The sequence below is a fragment of the Pontibacter brevis genome (assembly GCF_054779655.1).
This window is the reverse complement of record NZ_BAAGXV010000021.1, coordinates 97,037-122,156: the sequence shown is the minus strand read 5'-3', so window position 1 is coordinate 122,156 and position 25,120 is coordinate 97,037. Positions and strand designations below refer to the sequence as shown.

Annotated in this window: 20 protein-coding genes; 6 read left to right on the top strand and 14 right to left on the bottom strand. The window is 48.3% G+C overall.

Annotated features, from left to right (window positions below; translation table 11 throughout):
* Positions 1-118 precede the first annotated feature (118 nt).
* The 4 genes from ACYVB1_RS05900 to ACYVB1_RS05885 all read left to right on the top strand — a co-directional run bounded on the left by ACYVB1_RS05900 (position 119) and on the right by ACYVB1_RS05885 (position 7,432).
* The gene (locus ACYVB1_RS05900; RefSeq protein ID WP_460921668.1) at positions 119-3,070 is read left to right on the top strand and encodes a glycoside hydrolase family 3 N-terminal domain-containing protein; all 2,952 of its coding nucleotides are present in this window, start codon (positions 119-121) and stop codon (positions 3,068-3,070) included.
* Between the two features lie 71 nt (positions 3,071-3,141).
* Positions 3,142-4,278, top strand: coding sequence for an N-acetyl-alpha-D-glucosaminyl L-malate synthase BshA (gene bshA / locus ACYVB1_RS05895; RefSeq protein WP_460921666.1), 1,137 nt, complete (start codon positions 3,142-3,144; stop codon positions 4,276-4,278).
* 139 nt (positions 4,279-4,417) lie between these two features.
* Entirely contained in the window at positions 4,418-6,310 is a 1,893-nt protein-coding gene (gene serA / locus ACYVB1_RS05890) for a phosphoglycerate dehydrogenase (RefSeq protein ID WP_460921664.1), read from the top strand.
* A gap of 33 nt (positions 6,311-6,343) precedes the next feature.
* Entirely contained in the window at positions 6,344-7,432 is a 1,089-nt protein-coding gene (locus ACYVB1_RS05885) for an aminotransferase class V-fold PLP-dependent enzyme (protein ID WP_460921662.1), read from the top strand.
* Positions 7,433-7,534: 102 nt separating this feature from the next.
* On the opposite strand, the gene ACYVB1_RS05880 is transcribed toward ACYVB1_RS05885, so the two are convergent.
* The gene (locus ACYVB1_RS05880) at positions 7,535-8,068 is read right to left on the bottom strand and encodes a DUF7935 family protein (RefSeq protein WP_460921660.1); all 534 of its coding nucleotides are present in this window, start codon (positions 8,066-8,068) and stop codon (positions 7,535-7,537) included.
* A 158-nt stretch (positions 8,069-8,226) separates the two neighbouring features.
* On the opposite strand from ACYVB1_RS05880, the gene ACYVB1_RS05875 reads away from it, so the two are divergent.
* Positions 8,227-8,574, top strand: a complete 348-nt coding sequence (locus tag ACYVB1_RS05875; protein ID WP_460921658.1) for a HesB/IscA family protein — start codon at positions 8,227-8,229, stop codon at positions 8,572-8,574.
* Between the two features lie 158 nt (positions 8,575-8,732).
* On the opposite strand, the gene ACYVB1_RS05870 is transcribed toward ACYVB1_RS05875, so the two are convergent.
* The 10 genes from ACYVB1_RS05870 to ACYVB1_RS05825 all read right to left on the bottom strand — a co-directional run bounded on the left by ACYVB1_RS05870 (position 8,733) and on the right by ACYVB1_RS05825 (position 20,377).
* Entirely contained in the window at positions 8,733-9,605 is an 873-nt protein-coding gene (locus ACYVB1_RS05870) for a ChaN family lipoprotein (protein ID WP_460921656.1), read from the bottom strand.
* A 106-nt stretch (positions 9,606-9,711) separates the two neighbouring features.
* Positions 9,712-11,076: an ABC transporter permease gene (locus ACYVB1_RS05865; protein WP_460921653.1), complete on the bottom strand. Its 1,365-nt coding sequence runs from the start codon at positions 11,074-11,076 to the stop codon at positions 9,712-9,714.
* The gene (locus tag ACYVB1_RS05860) at positions 11,069-11,980 is read right to left on the bottom strand and encodes an ABC transporter ATP-binding protein (RefSeq protein WP_460921651.1); all 912 of its coding nucleotides are present in this window, start codon (positions 11,978-11,980) and stop codon (positions 11,069-11,071) included. The genes ACYVB1_RS05865 and ACYVB1_RS05860 overlap by 8 nt, the downstream gene beginning before the upstream one ends.
* Before the next feature lie 338 nt (positions 11,981-12,318).
* Positions 12,319-13,470, bottom strand: coding sequence for a molecular chaperone DnaJ (gene dnaJ / locus ACYVB1_RS05855; protein WP_460921649.1), 1,152 nt, complete (start codon positions 13,468-13,470; stop codon positions 12,319-12,321).
* A gap of 3 nt (positions 13,471-13,473) precedes the next feature.
* Positions 13,474-14,052 carry a nucleotide exchange factor GrpE gene (locus tag ACYVB1_RS05850; protein ID WP_460921647.1) on the bottom strand — a complete coding sequence of 193 codons (579 nt, stop codon included), beginning with the start codon at positions 14,050-14,052 and terminating at the stop codon, positions 13,474-13,476.
* A gap of 405 nt (positions 14,053-14,457) precedes the next feature.
* Complete coding sequence (gene obgE / locus ACYVB1_RS05845) at positions 14,458-15,450, bottom strand: GTPase ObgE (RefSeq protein WP_460921645.1); 993 nt, start codon at positions 15,448-15,450, stop codon at positions 14,458-14,460.
* A 21-nt stretch (positions 15,451-15,471) separates the two neighbouring features.
* The gene (locus ACYVB1_RS05840) at positions 15,472-16,065 is read right to left on the bottom strand and encodes an adenylate kinase (protein ID WP_460921643.1); all 594 of its coding nucleotides are present in this window, start codon (positions 16,063-16,065) and stop codon (positions 15,472-15,474) included.
* Positions 16,066-16,187: 122 nt separating this feature from the next.
* Positions 16,188-16,787: a hypoxanthine phosphoribosyltransferase gene (hpt, locus tag ACYVB1_RS05835; RefSeq protein ID WP_460921641.1), complete on the bottom strand. Its 600-nt coding sequence runs from the start codon at positions 16,785-16,787 to the stop codon at positions 16,188-16,190.
* Between the two features lie 36 nt (positions 16,788-16,823).
* Complete coding sequence (locus tag ACYVB1_RS05830) at positions 16,824-19,088, bottom strand: sodium-translocating pyrophosphatase (protein WP_460921639.1); 2,265 nt, start codon at positions 19,086-19,088, stop codon at positions 16,824-16,826.
* A 377-nt stretch (positions 19,089-19,465) separates the two neighbouring features.
* On the bottom strand, positions 19,466-20,377 hold the full coding sequence (locus ACYVB1_RS05825) for an aminopeptidase (RefSeq protein ID WP_460921637.1): 912 nt from the start codon (positions 20,375-20,377) through the stop codon (positions 19,466-19,468).
* Positions 20,378-20,489: 112 nt separating this feature from the next.
* Between ACYVB1_RS05825 and ACYVB1_RS05820 the strand changes: the two genes are divergently transcribed.
* Positions 20,490-21,755, top strand: a complete 1,266-nt coding sequence (locus ACYVB1_RS05820) for a tetratricopeptide repeat protein (RefSeq protein ID WP_460921635.1) — start codon at positions 20,490-20,492, stop codon at positions 21,753-21,755.
* Here the strand turns inward: ACYVB1_RS05820 and ACYVB1_RS05815 are convergent.
* From ACYVB1_RS05815 to ACYVB1_RS05805, 3 genes are all read right to left on the bottom strand, one after another.
* Positions 21,736-22,803: a glycosyltransferase family 4 protein gene (locus ACYVB1_RS05815; protein ID WP_460921633.1), complete on the bottom strand. Its 1,068-nt coding sequence runs from the start codon at positions 22,801-22,803 to the stop codon at positions 21,736-21,738. The genes ACYVB1_RS05820 and ACYVB1_RS05815 overlap by 20 nt on opposite strands.
* The gene (locus tag ACYVB1_RS05810; protein ID WP_460921631.1) at positions 22,800-23,801 is read right to left on the bottom strand and encodes a glycosyltransferase family protein; all 1,002 of its coding nucleotides are present in this window, start codon (positions 23,799-23,801) and stop codon (positions 22,800-22,802) included. The genes ACYVB1_RS05815 and ACYVB1_RS05810 overlap by 4 nt, the downstream gene beginning before the upstream one ends.
* 224 nt (positions 23,802-24,025) lie before the next feature.
* Complete coding sequence (locus ACYVB1_RS05805; protein WP_460921629.1) at positions 24,026-25,102, bottom strand: glycosyltransferase; 1,077 nt, start codon at positions 25,100-25,102, stop codon at positions 24,026-24,028.
* Positions 25,103-25,120: the final 18 nt, after the last annotated feature.

Sequence of the window (25,120 nt, the reverse complement as noted above, 5' to 3'; positions counted from 1 at the left end):
TCAGATTAACTTAAAGCAATGTGCTTTACATCTGAAATTTAGTCTGTTTTACCGAGCCGCCTTTTGCAAAATTAGGCTTAATTTTGACTTGTTCCAATTATAAAAATAGTAGCGCAGGATGTTGAAGAGTTTTAGTTTAGGGTTGTTGATACTTGTTTTTCTCGCAGTGGGGCCACTGATGTCGTTGAAGCCATCAGAGGAAGTGGTCGTTAATGAAAAAGAGAAAAACTGGGTTGACAGCGTAATGACAACGCTCTCCCCTGACCAGCGCATTGGCCAGCTGTTTATGGTGGCGGCCTACTCTAACAAAAACGAGAAGCATTTCCGCGAGATAGATACCCTTGTCAGCCGCTATGGCGTGGGGGGCATTATGTTTATGCAGGGTGGCCCCATGCGCCAGGCGATGCTCACAAACCGCTTTCAGCGACAGGCAAAGGTGCCCATGCTTATTGCCATGGATGCCGAGTGGGGTCTGGATATGCGCTTAGACAGCAGCATGCACTTTGCCCGCCAGATGACCCTGGGCGCTATAAGCGATGAAAAGTACATTTACCTGATGGGCCGCGAAATTGCCCTGAAAATGAAGCGCATGGGCGTGAACGTAAGCTTTTCCCCGGTGCTGGACGTGAATGTGAATGCAGCTAACCCGGTTATCGGAAGCCGCTCTTTCGGAGAATCTACCGAGGAGGTTACGCGCCGCGGCATTGCCTACATCAAAGGCCTGCAGGACCATGGTGTGATGGCGGTAGCCAAGCATTTTCCTGGCCACGGCGACACCGATACTGATTCTCACCTGTCACTTCCTATAGTGCCACATGATATAAAGCGCCTGACAGAGGTAGAGCTTTATCCTTTTAAGAAATCTTTTGAAGCCGGCGTGATGGGCGTGATGGTTGCGCACCTCTATACCCCAAGCATTGACAGTACCCGCAACCTGGCTACTACCCTTTCCCGCCCCCTGGTGACGGGCCTTCTGAAGGAAAAGATGAAGTACAAGGGCCTCGTGTTTACGGATGCCCTGAACATGAAAGGCGTTAGCAGCTACTATAAGCCTGGCGTGGTAGATCTGAAAGCCTTACTGGCAGGAAACGATGTCCTGCTTTTCCCGGAGGATGTGCCAGCTGCCATTGTTAAGATAAGAGAAGCCATTGCCACAAAACAGCTGACGCAGGATGAGGTGGACCAGCATGTGAGAAAAATTCTCCACGCCAAATACTGGGCGGGCCTTAACAACTATAAGCCTGTTGTACTGGAAAACCTGAAGGAAGAAGTAGACCGGCCGCTTAGCACAGTTGTCCAGGAGCAGCTCTATGAGCATTCTGTCACAGTGGTTCAGAACAAAAGCAATTTAATCCCTTTCCGCAACCTCGACACCTTAAGTATTGCTTCCGTAGCTATTGGAGCTCCTGCTAAGAACGTGTTCCAGGAAACGCTGGGAAACTACGCGCCCCTCAACAAGTTTAATATCACAGACCGCTTTGCCCCTGACTCTGCTTTCACGAAAATTATTCCGCAGCTGAAAGACAACGACCTGGTGGTGGTGAGCATCCACAACATGAACATCACGCCTGCCAAGAATTTCGGGATAGGCGTTGGCACCAGGGCCTTTATTAAATACCTGCAGGAGCGCACTAACAAGAAAGTAGTAGTGGTTGTAATGGGCAATGCCTACAGCCTGAAGTTCTTTGAAGGCAGCAACTGGCTGGTATGTGGTTACGAAGACAATCCGGTAGCCCAGTCTCTGGTGCCGCAGGTGCTGTTTGGCGCCCGCCCGGCAAAGGGAAAGCTGCCTGTAACGGCCTCTGCCACTTATAAATCAGGTACCGGCATCTCAACACAAGCTATAGGGCGCCTGAAGTATGGCACTCCTGAAAGCGTGGGTATGAGTTCCAAAGTGCTGCAGCAGATTGACAACGTTGCCACCGAAGCGATTGCCTATGCCGCTACACCCGGCGCTCAGGTAATGGTAGTGAAAGACGGAACCGTGATTTTCGACAAGTCTTACGGCCACTATACCTACGACAAGCAAAAGCCTGTAACCCGCAACACTGTATATGATGTTGCCTCTATTACAAAAGTGGCCGCTACCCTACAGGCCATCATGTTCCTGAAAGACCAGGGCAAGATTAATCTGGATGCAAAGGTATCTACTTACCTGCCGGAGTTGAAGGGCACAAACAAGGAAAGTATTGTTTTGCGCGACGTACTGACACACCAGGCTGGACTGCTGGCGGGCTTGCCGAACTGGCAAAAGACCTTGGCCTCTGTAGAGACAAAGCAAATGTTCTATGCCAGCAACCGTTCAGACTCTTACCCGAACGAAGTGGTACCTGGTTTTTACTCTATTAAAACAATGGAGGACTCCCTGTGGACCTGGACAGTAAAATCGAGAATGCTGCCACCTAAGAAGGGCGGAAAAGGCTATGACTATAAGTACAGCGACCTTGACTTCTACGTGCTGAAGCGTGTGGCGGAGAAAATGCTGAACCAGCCGCTGGATGAATTTCTGGACCAGAACTTTTACGCCCCTCTTGGCCTGAGCACCATGACATACAAGCCACTGCTGAAGCATTCGCGTGATGTAATTGCACCTACTGAGGATGACAAATACTTCCGCCACAACCTGGTGTGGGGTAGCGTGCACGACCAGAGTGCCGCCATGCTGGGTGGCGTGGCAGGACACGCCGGCTTGTTCTCCAATGCCAACGACCTGGCCGTTCTGCTGCAGATGAACCTGCAAAACGGATACTATGGCGGACACAAATACTTTAACACAAATGTGGTCACAGAATTCTCGAAGCGGAACTCTACAGACAGCCGCCGCGGACTTGGCTGGGATAAACCGGAACCGGAAGGCCATGGACCTACCTCAGACCTTGCCCCAATGAGTACCTTTGGACATACAGGCTTTACCGGTACAGGTGCCTGGGTAGACCCGGAAAACAAGCTTATCTACATCTTCCTCTCCAATAGGGTGTTCCCGGATGGTGGTAACAATAAGCTGCTGAAGTATAACATACGGACCAGAATACACGATGTGGTTTATAAAGCCATAATTCCTAAAACATAAAACATAATTAGTAGTTTAGCAGGTGCAGTCACAATTGTTGGCTGCACTTTTGTTTTTTATACACACAGAAAATGAGAATCGGCATAGTTTGTTACCCGACCTTTGGCGGTAGCGGCGTGGTGGCCACAGAACTAGGCAAAGCACTTGCCCTGAAGGGGCACAAAGTGCATTTTATTACCTATAGCCAACCCGCCCGCCTCGACCTGTTCAGCGAAAACCTTTTTTATCACGAAGTATTCATACCTGCTTACCCCCTCTTCCAGTACCCACCTTATGAACTGGCACTGGCCAGTAAGATGGTGGATATCGCACGCTTTGAGAAGCTGGATGTGCTGCATGTGCATTATGCTATTCCGCATGCCTCAGCAGCGTTCATGGCCAAGCAAATCCTGAAAACCAAGGGCATCAACATACCCGTTATCACGACCCTGCACGGTACGGATATCACGCTGGTGGGGAAAGACGCTTCATTTGAGCCGGTGGTTACCTTCAGCATTAACCAGTCAGACGGTGTAACAGCGGTTTCCGATAGCCTGCGCACCGAAACATACGAGTACTTTGATATCAACCAAGATATCAAGGTAATCCCTAACTTTATCAATCTGGAGAAGTTTAAGCGTCAGAAGAAAGAGCACTTCCGTATGGCCATAGCCCCAAGCCATGAGAAGCTGCTGGTACACACATCCAACTTCCGGGCAGTGAAGCGCGTGCAGGATGTGATTCAGATTTTTGCGAAGGTACGCAAGCACATAGCAAGCAAGTTGCTGCTGGTCGGAGACGGACCAGACCGGCCTAAGATGGAGAAGCTTTGCCGCGAACTGGGGATTTGCCAGGATGTCCGCTTTTTAGGAAAGCTGGATGCCGTAGAAGAAGTACTTTCCATAGCAGACCTCTTCCTGATGCCTTCCGAGAAAGAAAGCTTCGGCCTGGCAGCGCTGGAGGCAATGGCCTGTGAGGTGCCCGTAGTGTCCACGAACGCCGGCGGCATACCCGAGCTGAATGTTGACGGGGACACAGGGTTCACCAGCCCGGTTGGTGCGATTGACGAAATGGTGGAGAAGGCTCTCTATATATTAGATGATGAGAACCTCCCCCGCTTCAAGGCGAACGCCTTGCGACGCGCCAAAGAGTTTGATGTTAATAAAATAGTGCCGTTGTACGAAGATTTTTATCAAAAAGCCATCAATACACAGCTAGCTTTGCTATAAATTCAACCATTTAATAAAACTTAGTATCAAAAAGAACTGGCATCTTATAAGTTGCCAGTTCTTTTTTTTATCTTTATGGCCTCTTATCCTTATGGTTGTACCTTCGCTTTAAGTACAGCCCTCATACCTTAAAACTGACATGAGCAAAGACAAATACTTCATCATTGATTTTGACAGTACTTTTACTAAAGTAGAAGCCCTTGACGAGCTGGGCGAATTATCACTGGAAGGAGATCCGGACAAGGAAAGCATCTTACAGCAGGTAAAAGAGCTGACAGATAGTGCCATGGCCGGTAAAAGTTCTTTTACCGAAGGCCTTCGCAAACGCCTGGATCTGCTAAAGGCGCATCAGAAGCACCTGCCCCAGCTTATCAATGTACTACAGAATAAGGTCTCTGAGTCTGTGCGCAGAAATAAGGAATTCCTGAAAGAGTACTCAGACCAGATTCTGATTGTTTCCAGCGGATTCAAAGAGTTTATTACGCCTATTGTAACGCAATACGGTATCAAAGAAGAGAACATCTACGCGAATACCTTCCGCCTGGACAGCAACGGAAACATTGTTGGGTTTGATGAGGAGAACGTGCTGAGCCTTGACAAAGGCAAAATAAAGCTGCTGGAAAAACTGGCACTGTCAGGTGATGTGTACGTTATCGGCGACGGTTATACGGATTATGAGATAAAGGAAGCTGGTCTTGCTAACAAGTTTTACGCTTTCACCGAAAACGTGTCCCGCGACAGCGTGATAGCGAAGGCAGAGTTTATTGCTCCAAGCCTGGACGAATTCCTGTACCAGAATAAATTACCCATGGCTATCTCCTACCCTAAAAACAGGATAAGTGTGCTGCTGCTGGAGAACATACACCCGAAAGCAGTAGAGATGTTCCGCCACGAAGGATACCAGGTGGAAACCATAGCAGGTGCCCTGAGCGAGGAGGAGCTTTGCGAGAAAATACAGAACGTATCGATACTGGGCATCCGAAGCAAGACGCATGTAACCCGAAAGGTGCTGGAGCATGCCAACCGCCTCATGAGCGTGGGTGCTTTTTGCATCGGCACCAACCAGATAGACCTGGATGCCTGCCTGGAGGCTGGTGTAACCGTGTTCAATGCACCTTACAGCAACACCCGCAGCGTGGTAGAAATGGCCATCGGCGAGATTATTATGATGAGCCGTGGCATAGTGGATAAAAGCATCAAAATGCATGAAGGTGTCTGGGACAAATCCGCCGCAGGCAGCTTTGAAGTGCGTGATAAGAAGCTGGGTATTATAGGTTACGGCAATATTGGGGCGCAGCTGTCGGTGCTGGCCGAAGCAATGGGTATGGTTGTGTATTACTATGATGTAGTGGAGAAGCTGCAACTGGGTAATGCCCGCAAATGCGACACCCTCCGTGAGCTGTTAGAAAAGGTAGACTTTGTGACGCTGCACGTAGACGGCCGCCCGGAGAACAAGAACATATTTGGTGCCCAGGAATTTGCCGCCATGAAAGACGGTGCCATCTTCCTGAACCTGAGCCGCGGCCACGTAGTGGACATTGAAGCACTGGTAAACAGCTTGAAATCCGGTAAACTGCGTGGCGCAGCCGTAGACGTGTTCCCGCACGAGCCTGCTACAAACGATGAGCCCTTTGTAAGCGAACTGCGTGGGTTGCCTAACGTAATCCTTACTCCGCACATCGGGGGTAGCACGTCGGAGGCGCAGGTGAACATTGCCAACTTTGTGCCGAACCGCATCATGGACTACATTAACTCAGGCAACACGTACCAGAGTGTCAACTTCCCGAATATCCAGCTGCCGGAGCTTAAGAATGCGCACCGCCTTATCCACATCCACGAAAACGTACCAGGCGTGCTGGCCAACATCAACAATGTGCTGGCTAAGAACCAGGTAAACATCCTGGGCCAGTACCTTAAAACGAATGAACATGTTGGCTACGTGATTACGGATGTAAACAAGAAGTATGACAAGCAACTGGTGAACGATATGCGCGGCATACCACATACCATCAAGTTCCGCATGCTGTATTAATCGTTGAGGTGCCAGTTAAGAACAGAAGATTACATGAACAATAAAATATACTTCACCCCGGGCCCATCAGAGCTGTACCCTACTGTGCCACAGCACATGAATACGGCACTGCAGGAGAAGATTGGCAGCATTTCGCACCGCAGCAAACAGTTCCAGGAAATTTTTGCGCATGCAGTAGCAGGACTTCGGCAGCTGTTGCAGCTGCCAGATAACTATGAGGTGCTGTTTCTTGCATCGGCCACAGAAGTGTGGGAGCGGGCTATTCAGAACACCGTGCAGCAGGAGAGCTTCCATTTAGTGAATGGCTCTTTCTCAGCCCGTTTCTTTGAAACAACACAGGAACTCGGGCTGAAGGCGCAAAAGCATGAGGTACCATTCAGCGAAGGATTTGACGTGGCCAGCATTACAGTGCCTGCCTCAGCAGAACTGGTGGCGCTTATCCAAAATGAGACCAGCTCCGGAGCCGCTATGCCTGTCGCTGAAATCAACCAGTTCCGGGATAAAGCCTCCTCGGACGCCCTGATATATGTAGACGCGGTTTCCTCTCTGCCCTATCCTGCCTTTGACTTCTCGAAAGTGGATGCCGTTTATTTCTCGGTGCAGAAGTGCTTTGGTTTGCCAGCCGGTTTGGGCGTGTGGCTCCTGAACGACCGCTGCATTGCAAAAGCGGAAGCCCTGGCCGCCAAAGGTCAGACTGTTGGTTCTTACCACAGCATACCAGCTATGCTGAGCAAGGCGAAAGCGAACCAAACAGTGGAAACCCCGAACGTGCTGGACATTTACCTGCTGGGCAAGGTGGTAGAAGATATGAACAGCAAAGGTGCAGCGGAAATCAGAAAGGAAACAGAAACCAAAGCTGATTTGATTTACAACTACCTGGAGCAAAGCAAAACTTTTGATCCAGCGGTAGCAAACCCGCAGCACCGTTCCCTCACTACCATAGTAGCCAATACTTCGGTGCCGGCATCAGAAGTAAACAAGCGCCTGGCTGAATTTGATATGGCAGTAGGCAGCGGCTACGGCAAGTACAAAGAAAGCCAAATCCGCATCGCCAACTTCCCGGCGCATAGCCCGGAACAAGTAAAAGCCCTGGTAGAGAAACTAAAAGAGCTATTTGAGTAATAAGCGTCTTAAAGCACAAAAAGGGAAGAGGTAGAACAGCTTATGTTCTACCTCTTCCCTTTTTTAACTCTCTAACTTTCTAACTTAGATTAACTTTCTAACTTAGAAAACCTGCCCTATCTCCTGCTTCACATAAATGAGCGCACGGGAGGTTGGATCCTGCTCTGTTGAAAGCACAGTTTCCAGAATGCGTTTGGCCAGATCAGTGCCACGTGAGTTTTCCGGCAGCTCCTTATAAGTTTTATTAATCAGGTTCACTACATCTTCACGGGCATGTTTTACCTGTTGCCAAGCTTGCTCCGTCATGTACACCTGCTGCGACATGTTGTGGTTAAACTCATTGCGAATCTCGTTGAGCAGCACCCGGTGGTATTCTGCAGCCGTTTGCCCGGCAGCGCCCACACGCATTAAGAGGTTGCTGGGTGTGATACGCTCCAGCAATAGCACAACGCGCTCATAGGCCTGCAAGCGAATCGGCAGCACGACCTCTGAATTCTTCTTCCGCAACTCCAGTAATCTTATCTTGTGATCACGTTCGTAATGCTTTTTCACGAGGTAATACATGGCTACCGCCACAATAATGGCTGGCAGTGTAATTTTCAATAGGTCTATGATAAAAATTAGAAATTCGTTCATATTCGTTGTCTGATGAAAGCTTAAATATCGTAAAAAATTAACGGAAGATACATGAATCATTCAGCCGGCCTGGCTGTTAAATAAGTACAACAGGTAACCATACAACAAAATTCAGGAGAATTTTGTAAGTTTGTGGCTACAAATAAAGAGCATACACTATGGCAACAGAAACTAAAACTGCACCTATAACATTGACTGAAAGAGCCTTAGCTGAGGCTAAAAATATTATGCAGGAGAAAAATGTACCAGCAGAATACGGTTTGCGCGTTGGCGTGCAAGGCGGCGGCTGTTCCGGTATGTCTTACCTGCTTGGTTTTGACAAGCCAAAGGATTCAGATGAAACCTTTGATATAGATGGCCTGACGCTTATCATGGACAAGAAGCATGGCATGTATGTGATGGGCATGGAGGTTGACTTCCAGGATGGCCTGAACGCACGCGGCTTTACCTTCAGCAATCCACAGGCAAAAAGCACTTGTGGTTGCGGTAGCTCTTTCTCCGCATAATCAGAAACCTTCTTTCTCTTTGATAAGCAAAGCCCGGCCAAATGTGACCGGGCTTTGCTGTTTTACAGGTGTAGTTCAGACGCTCGCAGGAGCTGCGCACGCTGCGAGGTCTTTGAACGTAATGGGATTACTTAAGCTAGCAATGTGAGAGCAGAGCTTTAAAACGTTCGGGTCATGCTGGCGGGCACTACAATGATAAAGTCAGCTTTCTCCTTATGCTCTTCCGAAAGCTTGTCCAGGTTCTCCTGCAGCACAGTTGTTAACGTTTGGGTTTTAGGCTGTAGTTGTGCCTGCCTCAGATACCAGCCAATGCCTTCGAAGTGATCAGAGTGGTAGGCACCGTTGAGGTGCAACACTTTCCTACCCTGCTGTACCTGCTGAAGTATAAAATGTGCCATGGTGGCATCTTTCAGCGCCTGTGCCTGCACAATATTCTCGCTTTTAGTATTGCCGTGGGTGCTGCTCCCGAACATGCCCATCATGCGCTTGTAGCCGGGCAGGTTCAAGTCTACCTGTATCGGCAGTGGAGCATGGTACTTTCTCGCCTCCTCCGAAATACCTCCCAGGGCACTTAAACTACCTGCTGATACCATGGCAGCATACCGACGCGGCACATTGGTGGCAATTACAGGAACACCTTTCTCCCTGGCATAGCGCAGTACCGGTTTATAGTCCGTTTTATAATTTGGCCATGCCCGCGACTCCTGTTCGAAATTGCTTTCTGGCGCCTGATTTGCCAGGTACTCATTCAGCACTAACTGCACATCCGCCTCAAACATCTCTGCCCCTATGGTAAAGTTATGCTGGTGTGCCTGGTGTAAATCTTTTGTCAGTTCTAATTGCAGCCAATGGGCAATCGGGTCGTTGTGCTGCTCTCCGAACAGCACCACATCCGCCTCCTTCAGCTCTTTCAGCATCTTACCATAGCCAATGCTTTTACCGCTCTTGGTGAAGAGCCGGTAAGCAGGCTTATCTTTATCCTGTGCAGAGGTAACGGCTATAACCATGAAAAGTAATAGAATTAGGAGCAACGGTTTTTTCATTTAATTCAGAAATTATCTACACAATTTACAAAAAAATAGCCGGCACCTCAGGAGCCGGCTACTCTTATACTTTATTTTCGATCAAAGTGATTGTTTATACTCTATAAAACAACCACTTTGAGAGTTCTCTGTAATTGATTTTCTTGCCATACATTAATATCCCGACACGGTATATGCGGCTTGCAATCCAGGTGGTAAACACGAAGCCAGCTATCAGCAGTGCCATCGAGAGCAGCAGTTCCCAGGCAGGCACACCAAAGGGCACCCGCACCATCATCACAATGGGAGAAGTAAGCGGGATGATGGACATCCAGAAGGCCACCGGCCCATCCGGGTTTTTAAGTACCACAGAATAAGACATGATGAACGCGATAATCAGCGGAATGGTGATGGGCATCATGAACTGCTGTGTATCTGTTTCGTTGTCTACGGCTGCCCCAATGGCCCCAAACAGCGAACCGTACAGTAAATAGCCCCCGAGGAAGTAAAACAGGAAACAAACAAAGATCAGGGCGATGTTCAGGCTGGCAACCCCACGCTTCACATCATCAATGGTGTTGGCTACTTCGTTTTCTCCAGCCGGGTTATCCACAGTTCCGCTGGCAGTAGCCTCCTCCTCAACCTCCTCTCCTTGTGCCGCGGCCTGCCCGGCCGCAAACTGAGCAGCCGGCGAGGGTGCGGCATCTATGCCAAAAGCGGCAGAAACGGCAGTAACAGCTACAAAAGAAAGCACAATCCAGAGTAGAAACTGCGTAAGGCCTACCAAGGCAATACCTACAATCTTACCCATCATCAGCTGGAAAGGCTTCACTGAAGATATCATCACCTCCACAATACGGTTTGTTTTCTCCTCTATTACCCCCCGCATAATCTGCACGCCATACATAAAAATGAAGAAGTAGATGATAACAGCTCCGGCCACTCCGGCAATGGATGTGATAATGGCATTGTTTCCCCGCTCACCGTCATCGCTCAGGTTAATGGTGTTGACCTTTACATCTGCCTCAATTCTATCCAGCGTTTCCCGATCCAGGCCAGATGCCAGGAAGCGCTGGTTTTCTATTTCCTTCTCCAGCGCATTTTCCAGGCGAATCTGTGTCTGCAGGCTGGTGTTCTTCTTCCCGTACACAGTTATCCCTTTCGGATCATCAATAGACATTTCGGGGATGTAAAGCAGCGCCGTGTTGTCTGTTTCCTGATACAGCATTTTTGCCTGTTCCAACGACCCTGATAAGGGAATGAACCTCAAGTCCTTTTTGTCCTGTAATTTTCCCTCAAACAAACCACTTTCATCCAGCACCATCACTGTCTCGGTGTCACCGGACATGGTAATAAGCAAGCCTGGCAGAATCATAAAAGCGGCCAGCAGGATCGGTGTCAGTAGCGTCATGATGATGAAGCTTTTTTTGCGGACACGCGTCAGGTACTCCCGCTGTATAATCAACCAGATTTTAGACATGGTGTGTCTCCTTTACTTTTTGAATGAATATATCATTTATACTTGGCACCAGCTCAATAAACGAATGAATCTCCACGCGCTGAATCAGGTAGCGCAGCAGGTCGTTCGGGGAGGTGTTGTTCAGCAGCCGGAAGTTTGCCCTGAAAACGCCGTGGTTGTTATGCTGCTCCATCACCTGGAAGTCCGGTGACATGACCATGAGCTGCCCGTTCCCGATTACCTGGTAGGTGTCGGTTTTGTAGGTATCTTTCACTTCCTTTACAGGCCCATCCAACACTTTCCGTGACCGGTTGATGAGGGCAATATTATCGCATAGCTCCTCCACGGACTCCATGCGGTGCGTCGAGAAAATAATAGAGGCCCCATTTTCGCGCAGACGCAGAATTTCGTCTTTTATCAGATTAGCGTTGATGGGGTCGAAGCCGGAGAAGGGTTCATCCAGGATAATCAGCGAAGGCTCGTGCAACACCGTAGCGATAAACTGCACCTTCTGCTGCATTCCTTTTGACAGATCCTCTATGTTCTTACCCAGCCAGTCGCGTATCTCAAAGCGGTCCACCCAGGCTTTGATACGCGCCGTCGCATCAGATTTGCTAAGGCCTTTGAGCTGCGCCAGGTAGAGCAACTGCTCCCCTACCTTCATTTTTTTGTAAAGCCCCCGTTCTTCCGGCAGGTAGCCGATGTCTTTGATATGGTCAGGCTTCAGTCTTTCTCCCTTGAAGAAGATCCGGCCACTGTCAGCACCAGTAATTTGGGTGATAATACGGATAAGGGAGGTTTTGCCGGCACCGTTGGGCCCAAGCAAGCCGAAGATACAGCCAGTCGGAATCTCGAAGCTCACATTATCGAGTGCCACGTGATTGGCGTACGTTTTGGTAACGCCTTCAATTTTCAGAATGCTCAAAGCTGATATTCTTTTAGATTTATTAAAAATACCTTTCTAAGTTGTAAGCAGCAACAATATATGCTCTACCGCCTATACAAATCGACAGAACCGGATATTAACCTGTTCAAACAGAGAATAGATACGGCACAAGGCCACTGATGCGCTTACTTAGCGAAAATAGTACTGTTACCTGATTGCTACTGCCGCGTTTCTTTACCAACAGTTAACATTTCTTGTCCCTTAGCAAACAGCTAACACTGACAAAAAGCACGATAAAGTCGTTTAAAGATTGTTAGAAACGAACAAGCCCTGCTTTTACGTCAAAAGCAGGGCTTGTTACTATTTCATTGCTCCTTCTATTGGAAGTAGTCTTTTACTTTCTCAAAGAAGCCTTTTTCGTTCTTACCTGGGTGAGGTGCGAAGTTGTTAGAATCACGCAGGCCTTCCAGCGCGGCTCTTTCTTCACTGCTCAGGGACTTCGGTGTCCAGACGTTTACGTGAATCAGCTGGTCACCTTTTCCGTAGCCGTTGATGTCCTGCACCCCCTTGCCACGCAGCCTAAAGATTTCGCCGCTTTGCGTACCTGGTTTGATGGTGATTTTCACTTTGCCCGTGATAGTAGGCACCTCTATTTCAGCACCCAGGGCAGCATCTATAAAGCTGATGTACTGGTCGTAGATAACATTATTGCCCTCACGCTTCAGTGTTGGATGCGCTTCTTCCTCTATCTGGATAAGCAGGTCGCCTGGCACGCCACCACGCTCCGGCACGTTTCCTTTGCCGCTCATAGATAGCTGCATACCATCCATTACACCGGCAGGAACGTTGATAGAGATAACCTCTTCCTGAAGCTCTCTGCCGCTACCGTGGCAGGTTTCGCAGTTATTTGTGACAATGCGTCCTTCTCCGTTACAGGTAGGGCAGGTAGCAGTAGAGACCATCTGGCCCAGCATTGTATTTACCACCTTGCGCACCTGGCCAGAGCCCTGGCAGGAGTTACAGGTTTGCATGTCAGTGCCGTTCTTCGCCCCATTACCGCCACAAGTGCCGCAGGCCACATAACGCTTCACCTTGATTTTCTTCTCTACACCATTGGCAATCTCTTCCAGGTTCAGCTTCAGCTTGATGCGTAAGTTGCTGCCTTTACGGGTGCGCCGGCCACCGCCGGAACGGCCGCCTCCAAAGAAGCTCTCAAACGGGCTTCCACCGCCACCTCCAAATATATCGCCGAACTGAGAGAAGATATCCTCCATGTTCATGCCGCCGCCTCCACCGAAGCCGCCGTTCATGCCCTGGTGGCCGAATTGGTCGTACCGCTGGCGCTTCTGCTGGTCGCTCAGCACCTCGTACGCTTCTGCAGCCTCTTTAAACTTGTCTTCGGCAGTAGGGTCGTCCGGGTTCTTATCGGGGTGGAATTTGATGGCGATTTTGCGGTAAGCTTTTTTGATTTCTTCCTGGCTTGCGCCTTTGCTTACACCCAAAACCTCATAATAATCTCTCTTAGCCATAGCTTACGCTCCTATTATTACTTTCGCGAAACGGATAACCTTGTCGTTCAGGGTATATCCTTTCTCTATTACATCTACAATCTTGCCTTTCAGCTCTTCTGATGGGGCAGGAATCTGTGTTACGGCTTCGTGCATGTCGCTGTCGAAGCTGTCGCCAGCCTTGATTTCCATCGGCTTCAGGCCTTTCTGCTGGGTTACGTGCTTCAGTTTATGAAACACCAACTCAAGCCCCTGCAACATCGCATCCACGTCTTTAGTTGCTTCTATCGACTGGCGCGCGCGTTCCATGTCATCAATCACTGGCAGCAGGTCGCCCATCAAATCCTGGGTGGCTGTTTTAGCAAGATCGATGCGCTCTTTGGCCGTTCTGCGTCTGAAGTTCTCAAACTCAGCCATCAAACGGATATATTTATCTTTCATTTCTGCCAATTCTGCAGCCGGGCCACCATCTTGTGTGTCTTCTGCAGTTTCAGCATCTTCTGTGTTGCTTTCATTTTCTTCCTGAGCTTCTGCTTCAGTATTGGCAGTAGTATCTTTTAATTCTTCGTTCTCCTGCTCTTTCTTGATATCTTTATCTGACATAATGCCTTAAAAAATTAGGTTAATAGGTCTCTTTTGTTTTGTCAATTTACTTGCCAAACCCGCTTTTGTGCCATTCTGGCACCTGAATAACTTTGAATGACTGACTGTGCTTTCAAGGCTGCATACTTGCGTTAGCAGAACTATGGCCCCGCCGTTGTTGTGTGTTCGCACCAACAACTATAGCTGTCTTTGCTCTAACTCCAGCCGCTTCGGCTTTAGCTGCATTAGCCTTCTCCTCTGCTATTTTACCTTAAAAAGGTTACCACACCTTATGCCGGTTAAGTTGTTGGTGAGAACACACAACAACGCAAGGTTTAACTGTCATTTAACCATTCACTACAAAAAAATCGGTAGACAGCTTTACAGCTCGCTACCGATTTTCTTATGTAAAATCAAAATTCCTATTTAGCTGTTGAGGGCCTCCCAAATCATGTCTTTCAGTTTGGGAATGTTTTTCCCCGTGATGCTGGAGATGAATACAGCAGGCAGATCCGCAGGCAAAGTTGCCCGCATCTCAGCTTCCAGCTCCTCATCCAGCATATCAGATTTGGTTACAGCCAGAATTCTTTTTTTATCTAGCAGTTCCGGATTAAAAGTTTCTAGCTCGTTCAGCAACACTCGGTACTCCTCTGCAATATCGGCACTCTCGCAGGAAACCATGAATAACAGCATGGAATTTCGCTCAATATGACGCAGGAAGCGCAGGCCTAAGCCCTTGCCCTCTGAGGCTCCTTCAATGATACCGGGTATGTCGGCAATTACAAAGGATTTATAATCGCGGTACGCCACTACACCAAGATTAGGCTCCAGTGTGGTAAAAGGATAGTTTGCTATTTTAGGCTTGGCTGCAGAAACAACGGATAGCAGTGTGGATTTACCAGCGTTCGGGAAACCTACCAGGCCCACATCAGCCAGCAGTTTCAGCTCCAGCACCACCCACTCTTCTATTCCAGGCTCGCCGGGCTGGGCGTAGCGTGGGGTTTGGTTGGTAGCTGATTTAAAATGAGCATTTCCTAAGCCGCCACGGCCGCCAGGGGTTAGCACTATCTCCTGCCCGTCTTCGGTGATCTCGCATTTGATTTCACCGGTTTCAGCATCCCGCGCGATGGTGCCCAACGGTACCTCCAGCACATCGTCCTTTCCCTGTGCTCCAAAGGAGTGGTTCGGGCCTCCGTTCTGGCCGTTTTCCGCAATCACGTGCTTGCGGTACTGCAGGTGCAGCAGCGTCCAGAGCTGTGCGTTACCTCGTAAAATAATGTGCCCACCACGGCCTCCGTCGCCACCGTCCGGACCGCCTTTGGCCGTCTTTTTGTCGCGGTGAAAGTGCGCCGATCCACCGCCTCCGTGGCCGGATCGTGCACAAATCTTAACGTAATCTATAAAATTGCTTGAAGCCAAATCGGGTAAGCGTAAGTGTGCTTATTTTTTCTCTTGTTGTTCTTTCAGTGCATCTATCTGCTGGCACAGCTCATTGAAGATATCCTCTATCTCACCAATGCCGTCTACCGCACGATATTTCCCCTGTCCGGCATAATAGTCTGCCACCGGAGCTGTTTTATTATTATATTCCTGAACGCGCTTGCGAATCAATTCCTCGTTCTGGTCGTCCGGGCGGCCTGATGTCTGGCCGCGCAGCAGCAGTCGCTTTGTCAGCTCCTCATCGTCTACACGCAGGGCAATCATACAGGTAATTTCTGTTCCGTTTTCCCGTAACAGCTTATCCAGGCTCTGTGCCTGTGGGACTGTGCGCGGGAATCCGTCGAAAATAAATCCGGCCGCATGGCGGTGCTCTTTCACTTTATTGTCAATCATACCACTCACCACGTCGTCCGGTACCAGCAGGCCGTTGTCCATCAGTTTTTTTGCTTCCATACCCAGCTTGGTGCCGGCGGCAATCTCTGAGCGGAGCAAATCACCGGTAGACAGGTGAATGAGGTTATACTTTTCTATCAGCTTTTGACTTTGGGTACCTTTACCAGCACCTGGAGGTCCAAACAAAACGAGGTTGAGCATATCTTGGCTTAGTAATAAAAGACAAATGTATGTATTAATTGATGTACTATCTAATCTTCAGGGAGACAAGCACCAGCAGGTAGCCCTGGTAGGTTTGCTAACGCGGCAAACAGTTAATTGGGTTACGAAACAATTTTATAGATGTCGCGCAGGTTGCGGCCCAGCCCGTTGTAATCTAATCCGTACCCTACCACAAAATCATTTGGGATTGATTTGGCCACATATTTAATATCCAGTTGGTGCTGCAGGCACTCCGGTTTCAATAGCAGACTGGCTACCTCGACAGAGGCAGGATTGTGCTCTTTCAGCTGCTTCAGTAAGCCCTGCACAGTATGGCCTGTGTCCACGATATCCTCCAGCACTACTACATGGCGGTTATGCACATTTTCCGTCAGCCCCAGTATCTCTTTCACTTTGCCGGTACTTTTGGTGTCCTGGTAACTGGAGAGGCGGATAAAAGAAATCTCACACGGAATGGTAACTCGCTTCAGCAAATCGGACACAAACATAAAGGAACCGTTGAGCACTCCCAGGAACAGCGGCTGTTTGTCTGCATAATCGCGGTCAATCTGCTCTGCCAGCATTACGATGCGGGCTATAATTTCTTCCTCAACAATATAGGTATCAAACTTTAAATCTTGTATTTGAATGGTACGCGGGTTCATCAGAATATCTTTGGTGCCTGTACAAAGGTACGTATAATTAAAAAATAAGCCCAACACTAAGGTCGGGCTTATGAAAACTATAGCTGGCAGTGCTTAAAACCGGAGCAGGATCTGATTGAAAACAGCAGTATGCTCGAGGTTGACGCTGACTTTTGCTGTTTGGGGATACAGTTCTTTTACATTAAGGTTGATAGGCTCCAGGTCGATGGGTGCCTCCGGAATGGCAGGTTCCTGCTCCAAGGCAATATGTGGCGCTATTACCAGCGACACGATAGACATTAGCTTGATGAGGATGTTCATGGATGGTCCGGAGGTATCCTTAAAGGGGTCTCCTACGGTATCGCCGGTAACAGAAGCTTTATGAGGCTCAGAACCCTTGAACTCCATCACACCATTGATTTTCACCCCTTTCTCAAAAGACTTTTTAGCATTATCCCAGGCACCACCTGCATTCGACTGAAACATGGCCATCAGTACGCCCGATACCGTGACACCGGCGAGCAAGCCGCCAAGGATTTCCGGCGAGGAAGTATCCGCAAATACCCCTCTGAAGCCAAAGCCTACAATAATGGGCACTATCAGGGCAATAGCACCGGGCAGCATCATCTCCCGGATAGCAGCCTGCGTCGAGATGGCCACACATTTTTCATACTCCGGTTTTCCGGTGCCTTCCATAATGCCTGGAATTTCGCGAAACTGCCGGCGTACCTCCTGCACCATCGACATGGCCGCTCTGCCCACTGCCGCAATAGCCAGCGCTGAGAATACAAACGGAATCATGGCGCCAACGAACAAGCCTGCCAACACAGGTGCTTTGTACAAGTCTATGCTCTGTATACCGGCTATACCCACAAAGGCAGCAAAAAGGGCCAGTGAAGTTAGTGCAGCAGAAGCAATAGCAAATCCTTTACCGGTGGCAGCAGTCGTGTTACCCACTGCATCCAGAATATCGGTGCGCTCGCGCACTTCCTTCGGCAGTTCGCTCATCTCGGCAATACCACCCGCGTTATCTGCAATCGGACCGAAGGCATCTATGGCCAATTGCATGGCCGTTGTGGCCATCATGCCCGCCGCGGCTATCGCCACGCCATAAAGGCCGGCCGCTGCATAGGAAAGCACAATACCTGCTGCCAATACAATAATGGGCAGCACCGTAGAGTGCATGCCCACAGCCAGACCGGCAATAATGTTGGTGGCATGGCCCGTAGAGGATTGCTGCACAATAGAATCAACCGGTTTTTTGCCCATGGCTGTATAATACTCTGTGATGATACTCATCAGTGCTCCTACCACCAGGCCCACCATCACCGCCATAAACACACCGTCTGCTGTAAAATCGAAGTTACGAAGGTTCAGGTTTTCGGGCAGCAACCATTTAATAGAGAAATAGGCTCCTATGGCTGTGAGCACCACGGCTATCCAGTTGCCGCGGTTAAGGGCAGCCTGCACATTTCCGCCCTCACTTACGCGCACAAACAGCATCCCAATAAGAGAAAACACAATACCGAGCCCCGCAATAAACATGGGTAGTATTACGGGGGAAAGCCCTCCGAAATTGTCTGTTACCTCTACTTCCCGGCCCAGCACCATAGTGGCCAGAATAGTGGCCACATAAGAGCCGAACAGGTCGGCGCCCATACCGGCCACATCCCCCACGTTATCGCCTACGTTATCGGCAATGGTGGCGGGGTTACGGGGGTCATCTTCCGGAATACCAGCCTCTACTTTACCAACCAGGTCGGCCCCTACGTCGGCCGCTTTCGTGTAGATACCGCCGCCCACACGGGCAAACAAAGCAATACTTTCAGCACCTAAGGAGAACCCCGTCAACACCTCGAGGGCCCGTTCCATTTCAATGCCGTTTACATCGGCACCTGTGCTGTATACAAACATGTTATAGAAAACAATAAAGAGAGAGCCTAGGCCCAACACGGCCAGGCCAGCAACCCCCATTCCCATGACTGTACCACCCGCAAACGAAACATTCAACGCCCTGCTAAGGCTACTGCGCGCTGCTTCAGCGGTACGTACGTTTGATTTGGTAGCTATTCGCATCCCGATAAAGCCTGCCAAAGCAGACAGGAAAGCCCCTATAATAAAGGCTACTACAATGAGCGGGTGCGACCTTTCGCCTGTATAACCTAAATAAAACAGGAACACGCTGGCGATGATTACAAAATACGCCAGCACTTTGTACTCGGCTTTCAAAAAGGCCATGGCCCCCTCAGCAATAAAGCGGGCGATAGTGCTCATGCGCTCGTTGCCGGTAGGCTGCTTTGTTACCCAGGCCGACCTTATCCAGGTATACAGCAGCGCCGCCAGACCAAAAGCAGGAATTGCGTAGAGAATAGTTTCCATTCAGTAGGATTAAGGGTTAAATTATATGTATCGGTGCCTATTAAAGAAATAATAATTTATAGACTTTTCCAAATGTTCCACACCCATCTCTATGTCCGCATCTGAGCCCTATACGGCTATTATTTAATAAGTTGCAACATCGTTTACACAAATATGCCTGTCACCTGACTGCTACTGGTTACATCATGTTCCACAAAACAAAAGGGGTTGATCTTACTTGAAGACAAACCCCTTTGACTATGAGTAAGTTAGCACTCATTCCTCTTTCACCTGCTATGATTCGTGTTAAGAAACAGGTACTATATAATTTGCTATTAAAACATGCCCGCCTTAAGGCACTTCTTGTTTAACATTGATAAAAAATCCTGAAAATTTTACTACAGCTTCTCCATAAGTACCTTATAAAGTGCTACCATGCTGTCAATGTCTTTCTTGTGTACGATTTCATCTGGCGTGTGCACATTGTCTTCCGGAGCGCCTACAAAACACCAATCCCAAGGGTAATCGCTGCGCTGCAGCTCTTTCGCGTCGCTCCCGCCGGCGCCTTCCACCTCCAGCTGGAAAGGAATGCCTGACTCTCCCGCTATCTGAATGATTCTTTGCACATAGGCCCGGCGGGGTATCAGGCTGTCGCGCATAGAGATGGCTACACCTTTGCCGGCATGTACTCCCTCTGTTACCCAGGTTATATCTGAGATCAGCCCCTGCCTTACACCATACTCCTCATAGATGTACCGGGAAAGGTAAGATACAGAACCGCCCCCGTGCTCTTCCCAGCAACTGAAGGCGATGATACCGTTCTCCAGCGTCTCTGCTACTTTTAGTGCACTCCACACTCCCAGCCGGTTGTCCATATAGCAGCTTTGTACTGTTTCGTCCGTCTCTCTGAAGTCGCATTTGAAAACCAGCTCTGTGCCCCGCTCTATTTCCCGTTCATAATTGTAAGTCAGTTCACCTTCTTCATCATAATGTAAGGTACATTCTATTTTTCCCTGTGCGTCTTCTCCCACCAGTTTGTAGCCACTTTCGGTGTCAGGGCCTCCTATTTTCACCAATTGCCTGCCATAACGCACTGTAAAACCTATAGAATCCATGTGTGCAAAAATTGCACTCCTTGGTTTTCCAAACACAAGTAAAATACAATCCTGAAAAGCTTCGCCATACAGTACCTGCGGCTGACTTTTCCAGTGAACTTTATGTTCCTGAATATAGTTCAGTAGAAATTTTGAGAGGTTTTGCTCATTCCCGGACGGGGCATGAATTTTGCAAAGCTGCTCCAGTAGTTTCATAATTATTTTCGATTTATGGAATTCAAATTTAGGAGATATGTTGTACTTTTAGAACCTACGGAGGCTGCAATTTGGAACTGCTCTCTTACACACTGAATTTTCTGATTTATTCATGAAGAAGTTATTTGTTATCATCTTCACTTTTGTTTTACCTGCTTTAGCTGTAGCACAGCAACAAGCCCCCTCCGACACGACCGCCATGCGGCACGTCACCTTTGATCAGATTGAGGTGATTCCGGCGGCAGGTAGCGTAAAGGGCATGTTGCTGCTCAACAAAGATATTCAGTATGAGTTAGAGGGCGCCGTGGACAATATGTACAACTTCAAGTACGCGGTTGCCGAGAAGCAGTTTAAATCCATACGCCGCCGTTACCCGGAGCACCCGCTACCGTATTTCCTGATGGGCCTGAGCCAGTGGTGGAAAATTGTACCTACCAATATTCAGACACTGCAGTATGATGACCTCTTCTTCGCCTACATGGACACCACCATCCAGAAAGCGGAGGTGATGTATGACAAGAATGAGAAAAACTTTGAGGCTTCCTTCTTCCTGGCAGCGGCCTATGGTTTTTCAGCCCGGCTGCACTCCGAGCGCAGTAACTGGCGCAAAGCTACTGTTGCCAGCAAGCGTGCCCTTGATTTTATGGAAAAAGCAAAGGCAGGCAACGGCCTGAGCCCGGAGTTTTTGTTTGGTGAGGCGCTGTTCAACTACTACTCCATCTGGATTCATGAGCATTACCCTATGCTGCGCCCCGTTCTGGTTTTCTTCCCTGACGGCGACAAACGGCTTGGGCTGAAGCAACTGGCTTATGTCTCTAACACAGGATTTTACACAGGAACGGAGTCTAAGTTCTTCCTGATGAAGATTTATGCGAATGAGGAGAAGAAGATGGAAGAAGCCCTGCGGCTGTCGGAAGACCTGGCAATGAAGTACCCTGACAATGCCTATTTCCAGCGCTTCTATGCCCGTCTGTTGTTCGTACAGGGTCACTTCTCTAAAGCAGAGCGGGTGTCGGAGGACATCCTGATGAAGCTGGATCAGCAGATGCCTGGCTATGAAGCTGTCAGTGGTCGTTATGCTTCTTACATTCTGGCCTATATCAACCAGCACAAGTACCGTGATTTCGACAAAGCAGAGCAATATTATAAAAACTCCATCATGTTTGCCGAGATGTCGGATGAGCGTGAGTCCGGGTACTTTATCAACTCTTACCTCAACTTAGCCCGCATTGCGAAACAAAAAAACGACTTACCTGCTGCCAAGCATTATTATGGGGTAGTACTGCAAATCAGCGAGAAGAAGTCAGATACTTATAAAGAAGCTAAGAAGTACCTGAAAGACATCAGAAAGGAAAGCACTACAAAGAAAAGAGGTTAAAAAACGTCTGCCTGTGTGCCTGCAATGAATAATTTTGCCTCACCCAGGCTTGTCCTGCTGCACCCAGCCTGGAACGCAGCTCTGGCTTTAGCAACAAAGCTTCCAGGCACGCATACCATTCCTGCTCTGTAGTACAGGTGTATCCCGTTGCGCCGCTCACAATAGCCTGTAGGTTGGCGCCTACACCTGAAACCACTGCTGGAACACCCAGTGCCATATACTGCAGTGCTTTGAACGCACATTTTCCTTTTGCCCAATCCGTTTCAGGCAAGGGCATTAAACCTATATTCATCTGTAGCAGGTCCTCTACCTCCGTCTCCTTTCGCCATATTTTAAATTCCAGTGACTGTAGCTGCAGTTGAGGTGCCTTATCGGCTATGACAAGCAACCGGAAGGTATACTTCTGCTCCAGCCGCTGCAGTACCGGTTCAATCAGTTGCAGGTAAGGCAATGTGGAGTGAGAGCCAATCCAGCCCATGACCACCTCCTGTGTGTGCTGCTCCTTTTGTTTGTCATAATGCCGCTCTGTATCAAGTACACTAGGTAGCAGCACAGCCGCTGGGTTATAATGTAGGGCATAGTTTTGCAGGTAATCATTTCCGGCACTTATCCTGTAGCTCCACCGGCAGATTTGAGCCGTCTTGTGGTGCCATTTAAGTTTGGCAGCCCAATTATTCTCTGCAGTAGTGTTTGGCAGCCAGATGGCATCGTCAAAATCATAGACAAGCTTCTTACGGAACACTTTTGCAGCCATCCATTCAAACCAGGGCGGCCCGATTGGAGTGGCTTCTCTATGAATGAAGACGAAATCGTGTTGGGATAGCTGCAACAGTAACAAGACCCTGTTCATAAAGCCCGATAGCAACCCTACTACTTTTCGCCAGGCATGATTTGGTTTATAAAGTATTTTCCAGGTGCTTTGGCTCCAGAACGGCGCCAGCTTATACTGTATACCCTGCTTCTGCAGGACCGGCAGCCATTGCTCTACCCGGTAACGTTGCGAGGCAGCCTGACCGACTGGGTAAGGGACTACAAAAAGCACCCTCACGGCTGTTCCTCCTGTTTTTGACTAAAGAAGTACTCATAGGCTTCCCGCAACCGATCCGGCGACCTATACTTTTGGGCCAGTTTCGGTATTTCCTGCCGATGGTTTGGGTCTTTCAGCATCTGCAGTATCTTCTGCAAAGCCCTCTCCACACTGCCTTCTTCCTTTAGGTTGTAAGTAGCACCACCGCCTTCGTTTCTGATAATATCACTGTCGTCGCCTACCCCTTCTGTCAGGAGCACCGGCAGGCCGTTTGCCCAATACTCCCCGATTTTAACAGGAGAGCAGTACCTGGCGGAAGGATATGATTTGATAGTAGCAAAAGCAAAGTCTGCTGCGGAAAGGTACTGGGGTACTTCTGAATGGGGCACCGATGCAACATGTACTTTGGATGCATCTATCTGGAATTGCCCGAGGTAGCCCCGTATCTCTTCCTGCGGCTGAGGTGAAAGGATAATAAGCCTGAAATGGGGGATAATTGCAAAGCATTGTTTGTAAATGGCAAAAGCCTCTTCTTTATAGTAGAGGTCGCCATATTTGCCAACATAAACCCCCACTACAGTGTCAGGCTTTATGCTTAGCTGTTTACGCAGTTGTGCTCTGTTTTGCTTTAAGAAATAGAAGCTTGCCATATCAGGTGCATTACGAGCAGTTAGCACATTTGCTTCAGAAGCTAAGTTTTTGTCGATAACATTCTGCCTAAACTTTTCTGAAACAGTAATCAGCCCCTGTGCTTTTCTGGCCTGTTCCTTTTCCCACTTAAGCTGAAGGATAAAGCGCGGATCATACCACCTCCACACCCCGGTGTCCAGCATGTATAAGGCATGAGGCTCATAGAAACTAACGTAGTAAAGGATGTTTAACTTTTTGTGAACCAGCAAAGCCAAAGCACCCGCCATAGTACCAGCAGCAACTATAGCATCAGCTTTTTCCTCTATAACAATTTTCTCAATCTGCTTAGGGAAAGCTGTAAAGTCGCTGATCTTATTTAGCAGGTTCAAGGAATAACCTTTACTGTAAAGGGGCCTGTGTAACAAATGCAGGTTTTTAAAATAGTCACTTAATGCAAGCCTATCAGGGTTGTTACGTTCAACTGTAACGAGTATAACCCTGCTAATCCCATTAAGCCTGGAAACAATGCCTGCATGCGGTACGGCAGTTGATGCGGTTAAAACATCATCTATCCCCCAATAACTCAAGAACAAGATAGTTTTCCCGGGCATTTTTACTGCCTCAATTTGTAATGATAAAGAGCCACGAGTTCCTGCACGTGTGCCACAGTTGTATATGCAAGTGCCTTTTCTTTTGCTGCAATAGAATAAGCTTTTAAACTATCCGGATTAGAAATCAAGTTAAGTACTTTATCTGAAAAGGCGGTCTTATCTTCCGGTGTATAATATAGTTGTTTTTCGCCCGAAACCTCTTTCAAAGCTTTCAAGGCTGGCACAATACAGGGTAATCCGACCGCCATTGCCTCAGCCATTGCTATGCAAAAACCCTCATAACGCGACGCATAGACAAAAACATCATAATTCTTTAGTACTTGCTCAAGATGAGGATGACTTCCTTTGAGGCGCACATTGGTTATATTATTATCAAATAAATAATCTTCTAATATGCCTTTAAAATAACCCACTCCATAAATATCAAGGCTTACCCCATACTTCGCTAGCTTGTGTACACATTCAATTAGAAAAAGATGATTCTTTTGAGGCTTTAGATTACCAACTGTTACTAATTTTAGCTGACGTGAATGATTTGTATGTTCCTTTTCGGCAGCTCTATCATAAAATTCATCTTTGACAAGATTATAAAGCACTACAGCTTGGCCATTAACATTTATATGCTGCTTATAGTCGTCCAAAGCAGTCTTTGAAACAAAAACAGCTGTCTGCTTCTTTGAGTATGTCAATTTTTCCAGATATTTACTCAGAATGTTCGGACCGAAGGCATCGTCAGACATCGTACTGTGCACACTGAAAATCAAAGGCACGTTTTGTTTAACCGCTAGTCTGGCAATAATGGTGGGCCAGTACAAGTGAGAATGTACTAGTTCTATATTATGTTTTTGGATGATCTTCGACAAGCGCATGGAAGCAGAGAGTAGGTCTTTCTTCCCCTTGTAATCCAGACAGTAAATAGCAGATACATTTTTAAGCTCCGGCTTTAACGTAGAAGGTTCTCCTAAATAGACAACAACGTTATCAAACTCTTCAGGCAGAGCATTGATATAACCAACTAACAATACTTCTGCCCCTCCTCTGTTAAGAGATTCAGTTAAATGTAGGATTCGCTTCTTCAATTTAAGGAGGTAGAGATA

What these genes read in the sequence shown, in the direction of transcription:
- ACYVB1_RS05900 (WP_460921668.1), top strand. Translation starts at nt 119, where the DNA reads ATGTTGAAGAGTTTTAGTTTAGGGTTGTTGATACTTGTTTTTCTCGCA.
- bshA (WP_460921666.1), top strand. Translation starts at nt 3,142, where the DNA reads ATGAGAATCGGCATAGTTTGTTACCCGACCTTTGGCGGTAGCGGCGTG.
- serA (WP_460921664.1), top strand. Translation starts at nt 4,418, where the DNA reads ATGAGCAAAGACAAATACTTCATCATTGATTTTGACAGTACTTTTACT.
- ACYVB1_RS05885 (WP_460921662.1), top strand. Translation starts at nt 6,344, where the DNA reads ATGAACAATAAAATATACTTCACCCCGGGCCCATCAGAGCTGTACCCT.
- ACYVB1_RS05880 (WP_460921660.1), bottom strand. Translation starts at nt 8,068, where the DNA reads ATGAACGAATTTCTAATTTTTATCATAGACCTATTGAAAATTACACTG.
- ACYVB1_RS05875 (WP_460921658.1), top strand. Translation starts at nt 8,227, where the DNA reads ATGGCAACAGAAACTAAAACTGCACCTATAACATTGACTGAAAGAGCC.
- ACYVB1_RS05865 (WP_460921653.1), bottom strand. Translation starts at nt 11,076, where the DNA reads ATGTCTAAAATCTGGTTGATTATACAGCGGGAGTACCTGACGCGTGTC.
- dnaJ (WP_460921649.1), bottom strand. Translation starts at nt 13,470, where the DNA reads ATGGCTAAGAGAGATTATTATGAGGTTTTGGGTGTAAGCAAAGGCGCA.
- ACYVB1_RS05850 (WP_460921647.1), bottom strand. Translation starts at nt 14,052, where the DNA reads ATGTCAGATAAAGATATCAAGAAAGAGCAGGAGAACGAAGAATTAAAA.
- ACYVB1_RS05840 (WP_460921643.1), bottom strand. Translation starts at nt 16,065, where the DNA reads ATGCTCAACCTCGTTTTGTTTGGACCTCCAGGTGCTGGTAAAGGTACC.
- ACYVB1_RS05830 (WP_460921639.1), bottom strand. Translation starts at nt 19,088, where the DNA reads ATGGAAACTATTCTCTACGCAATTCCTGCTTTTGGTCTGGCGGCGCTG.
- ACYVB1_RS05825 (WP_460921637.1), bottom strand. Translation starts at nt 20,377, where the DNA reads ATGAAACTACTGGAGCAGCTTTGCAAAATTCATGCCCCGTCCGGGAAT.
- ACYVB1_RS05820 (WP_460921635.1), top strand. Translation starts at nt 20,490, where the DNA reads ATGAAGAAGTTATTTGTTATCATCTTCACTTTTGTTTTACCTGCTTTA.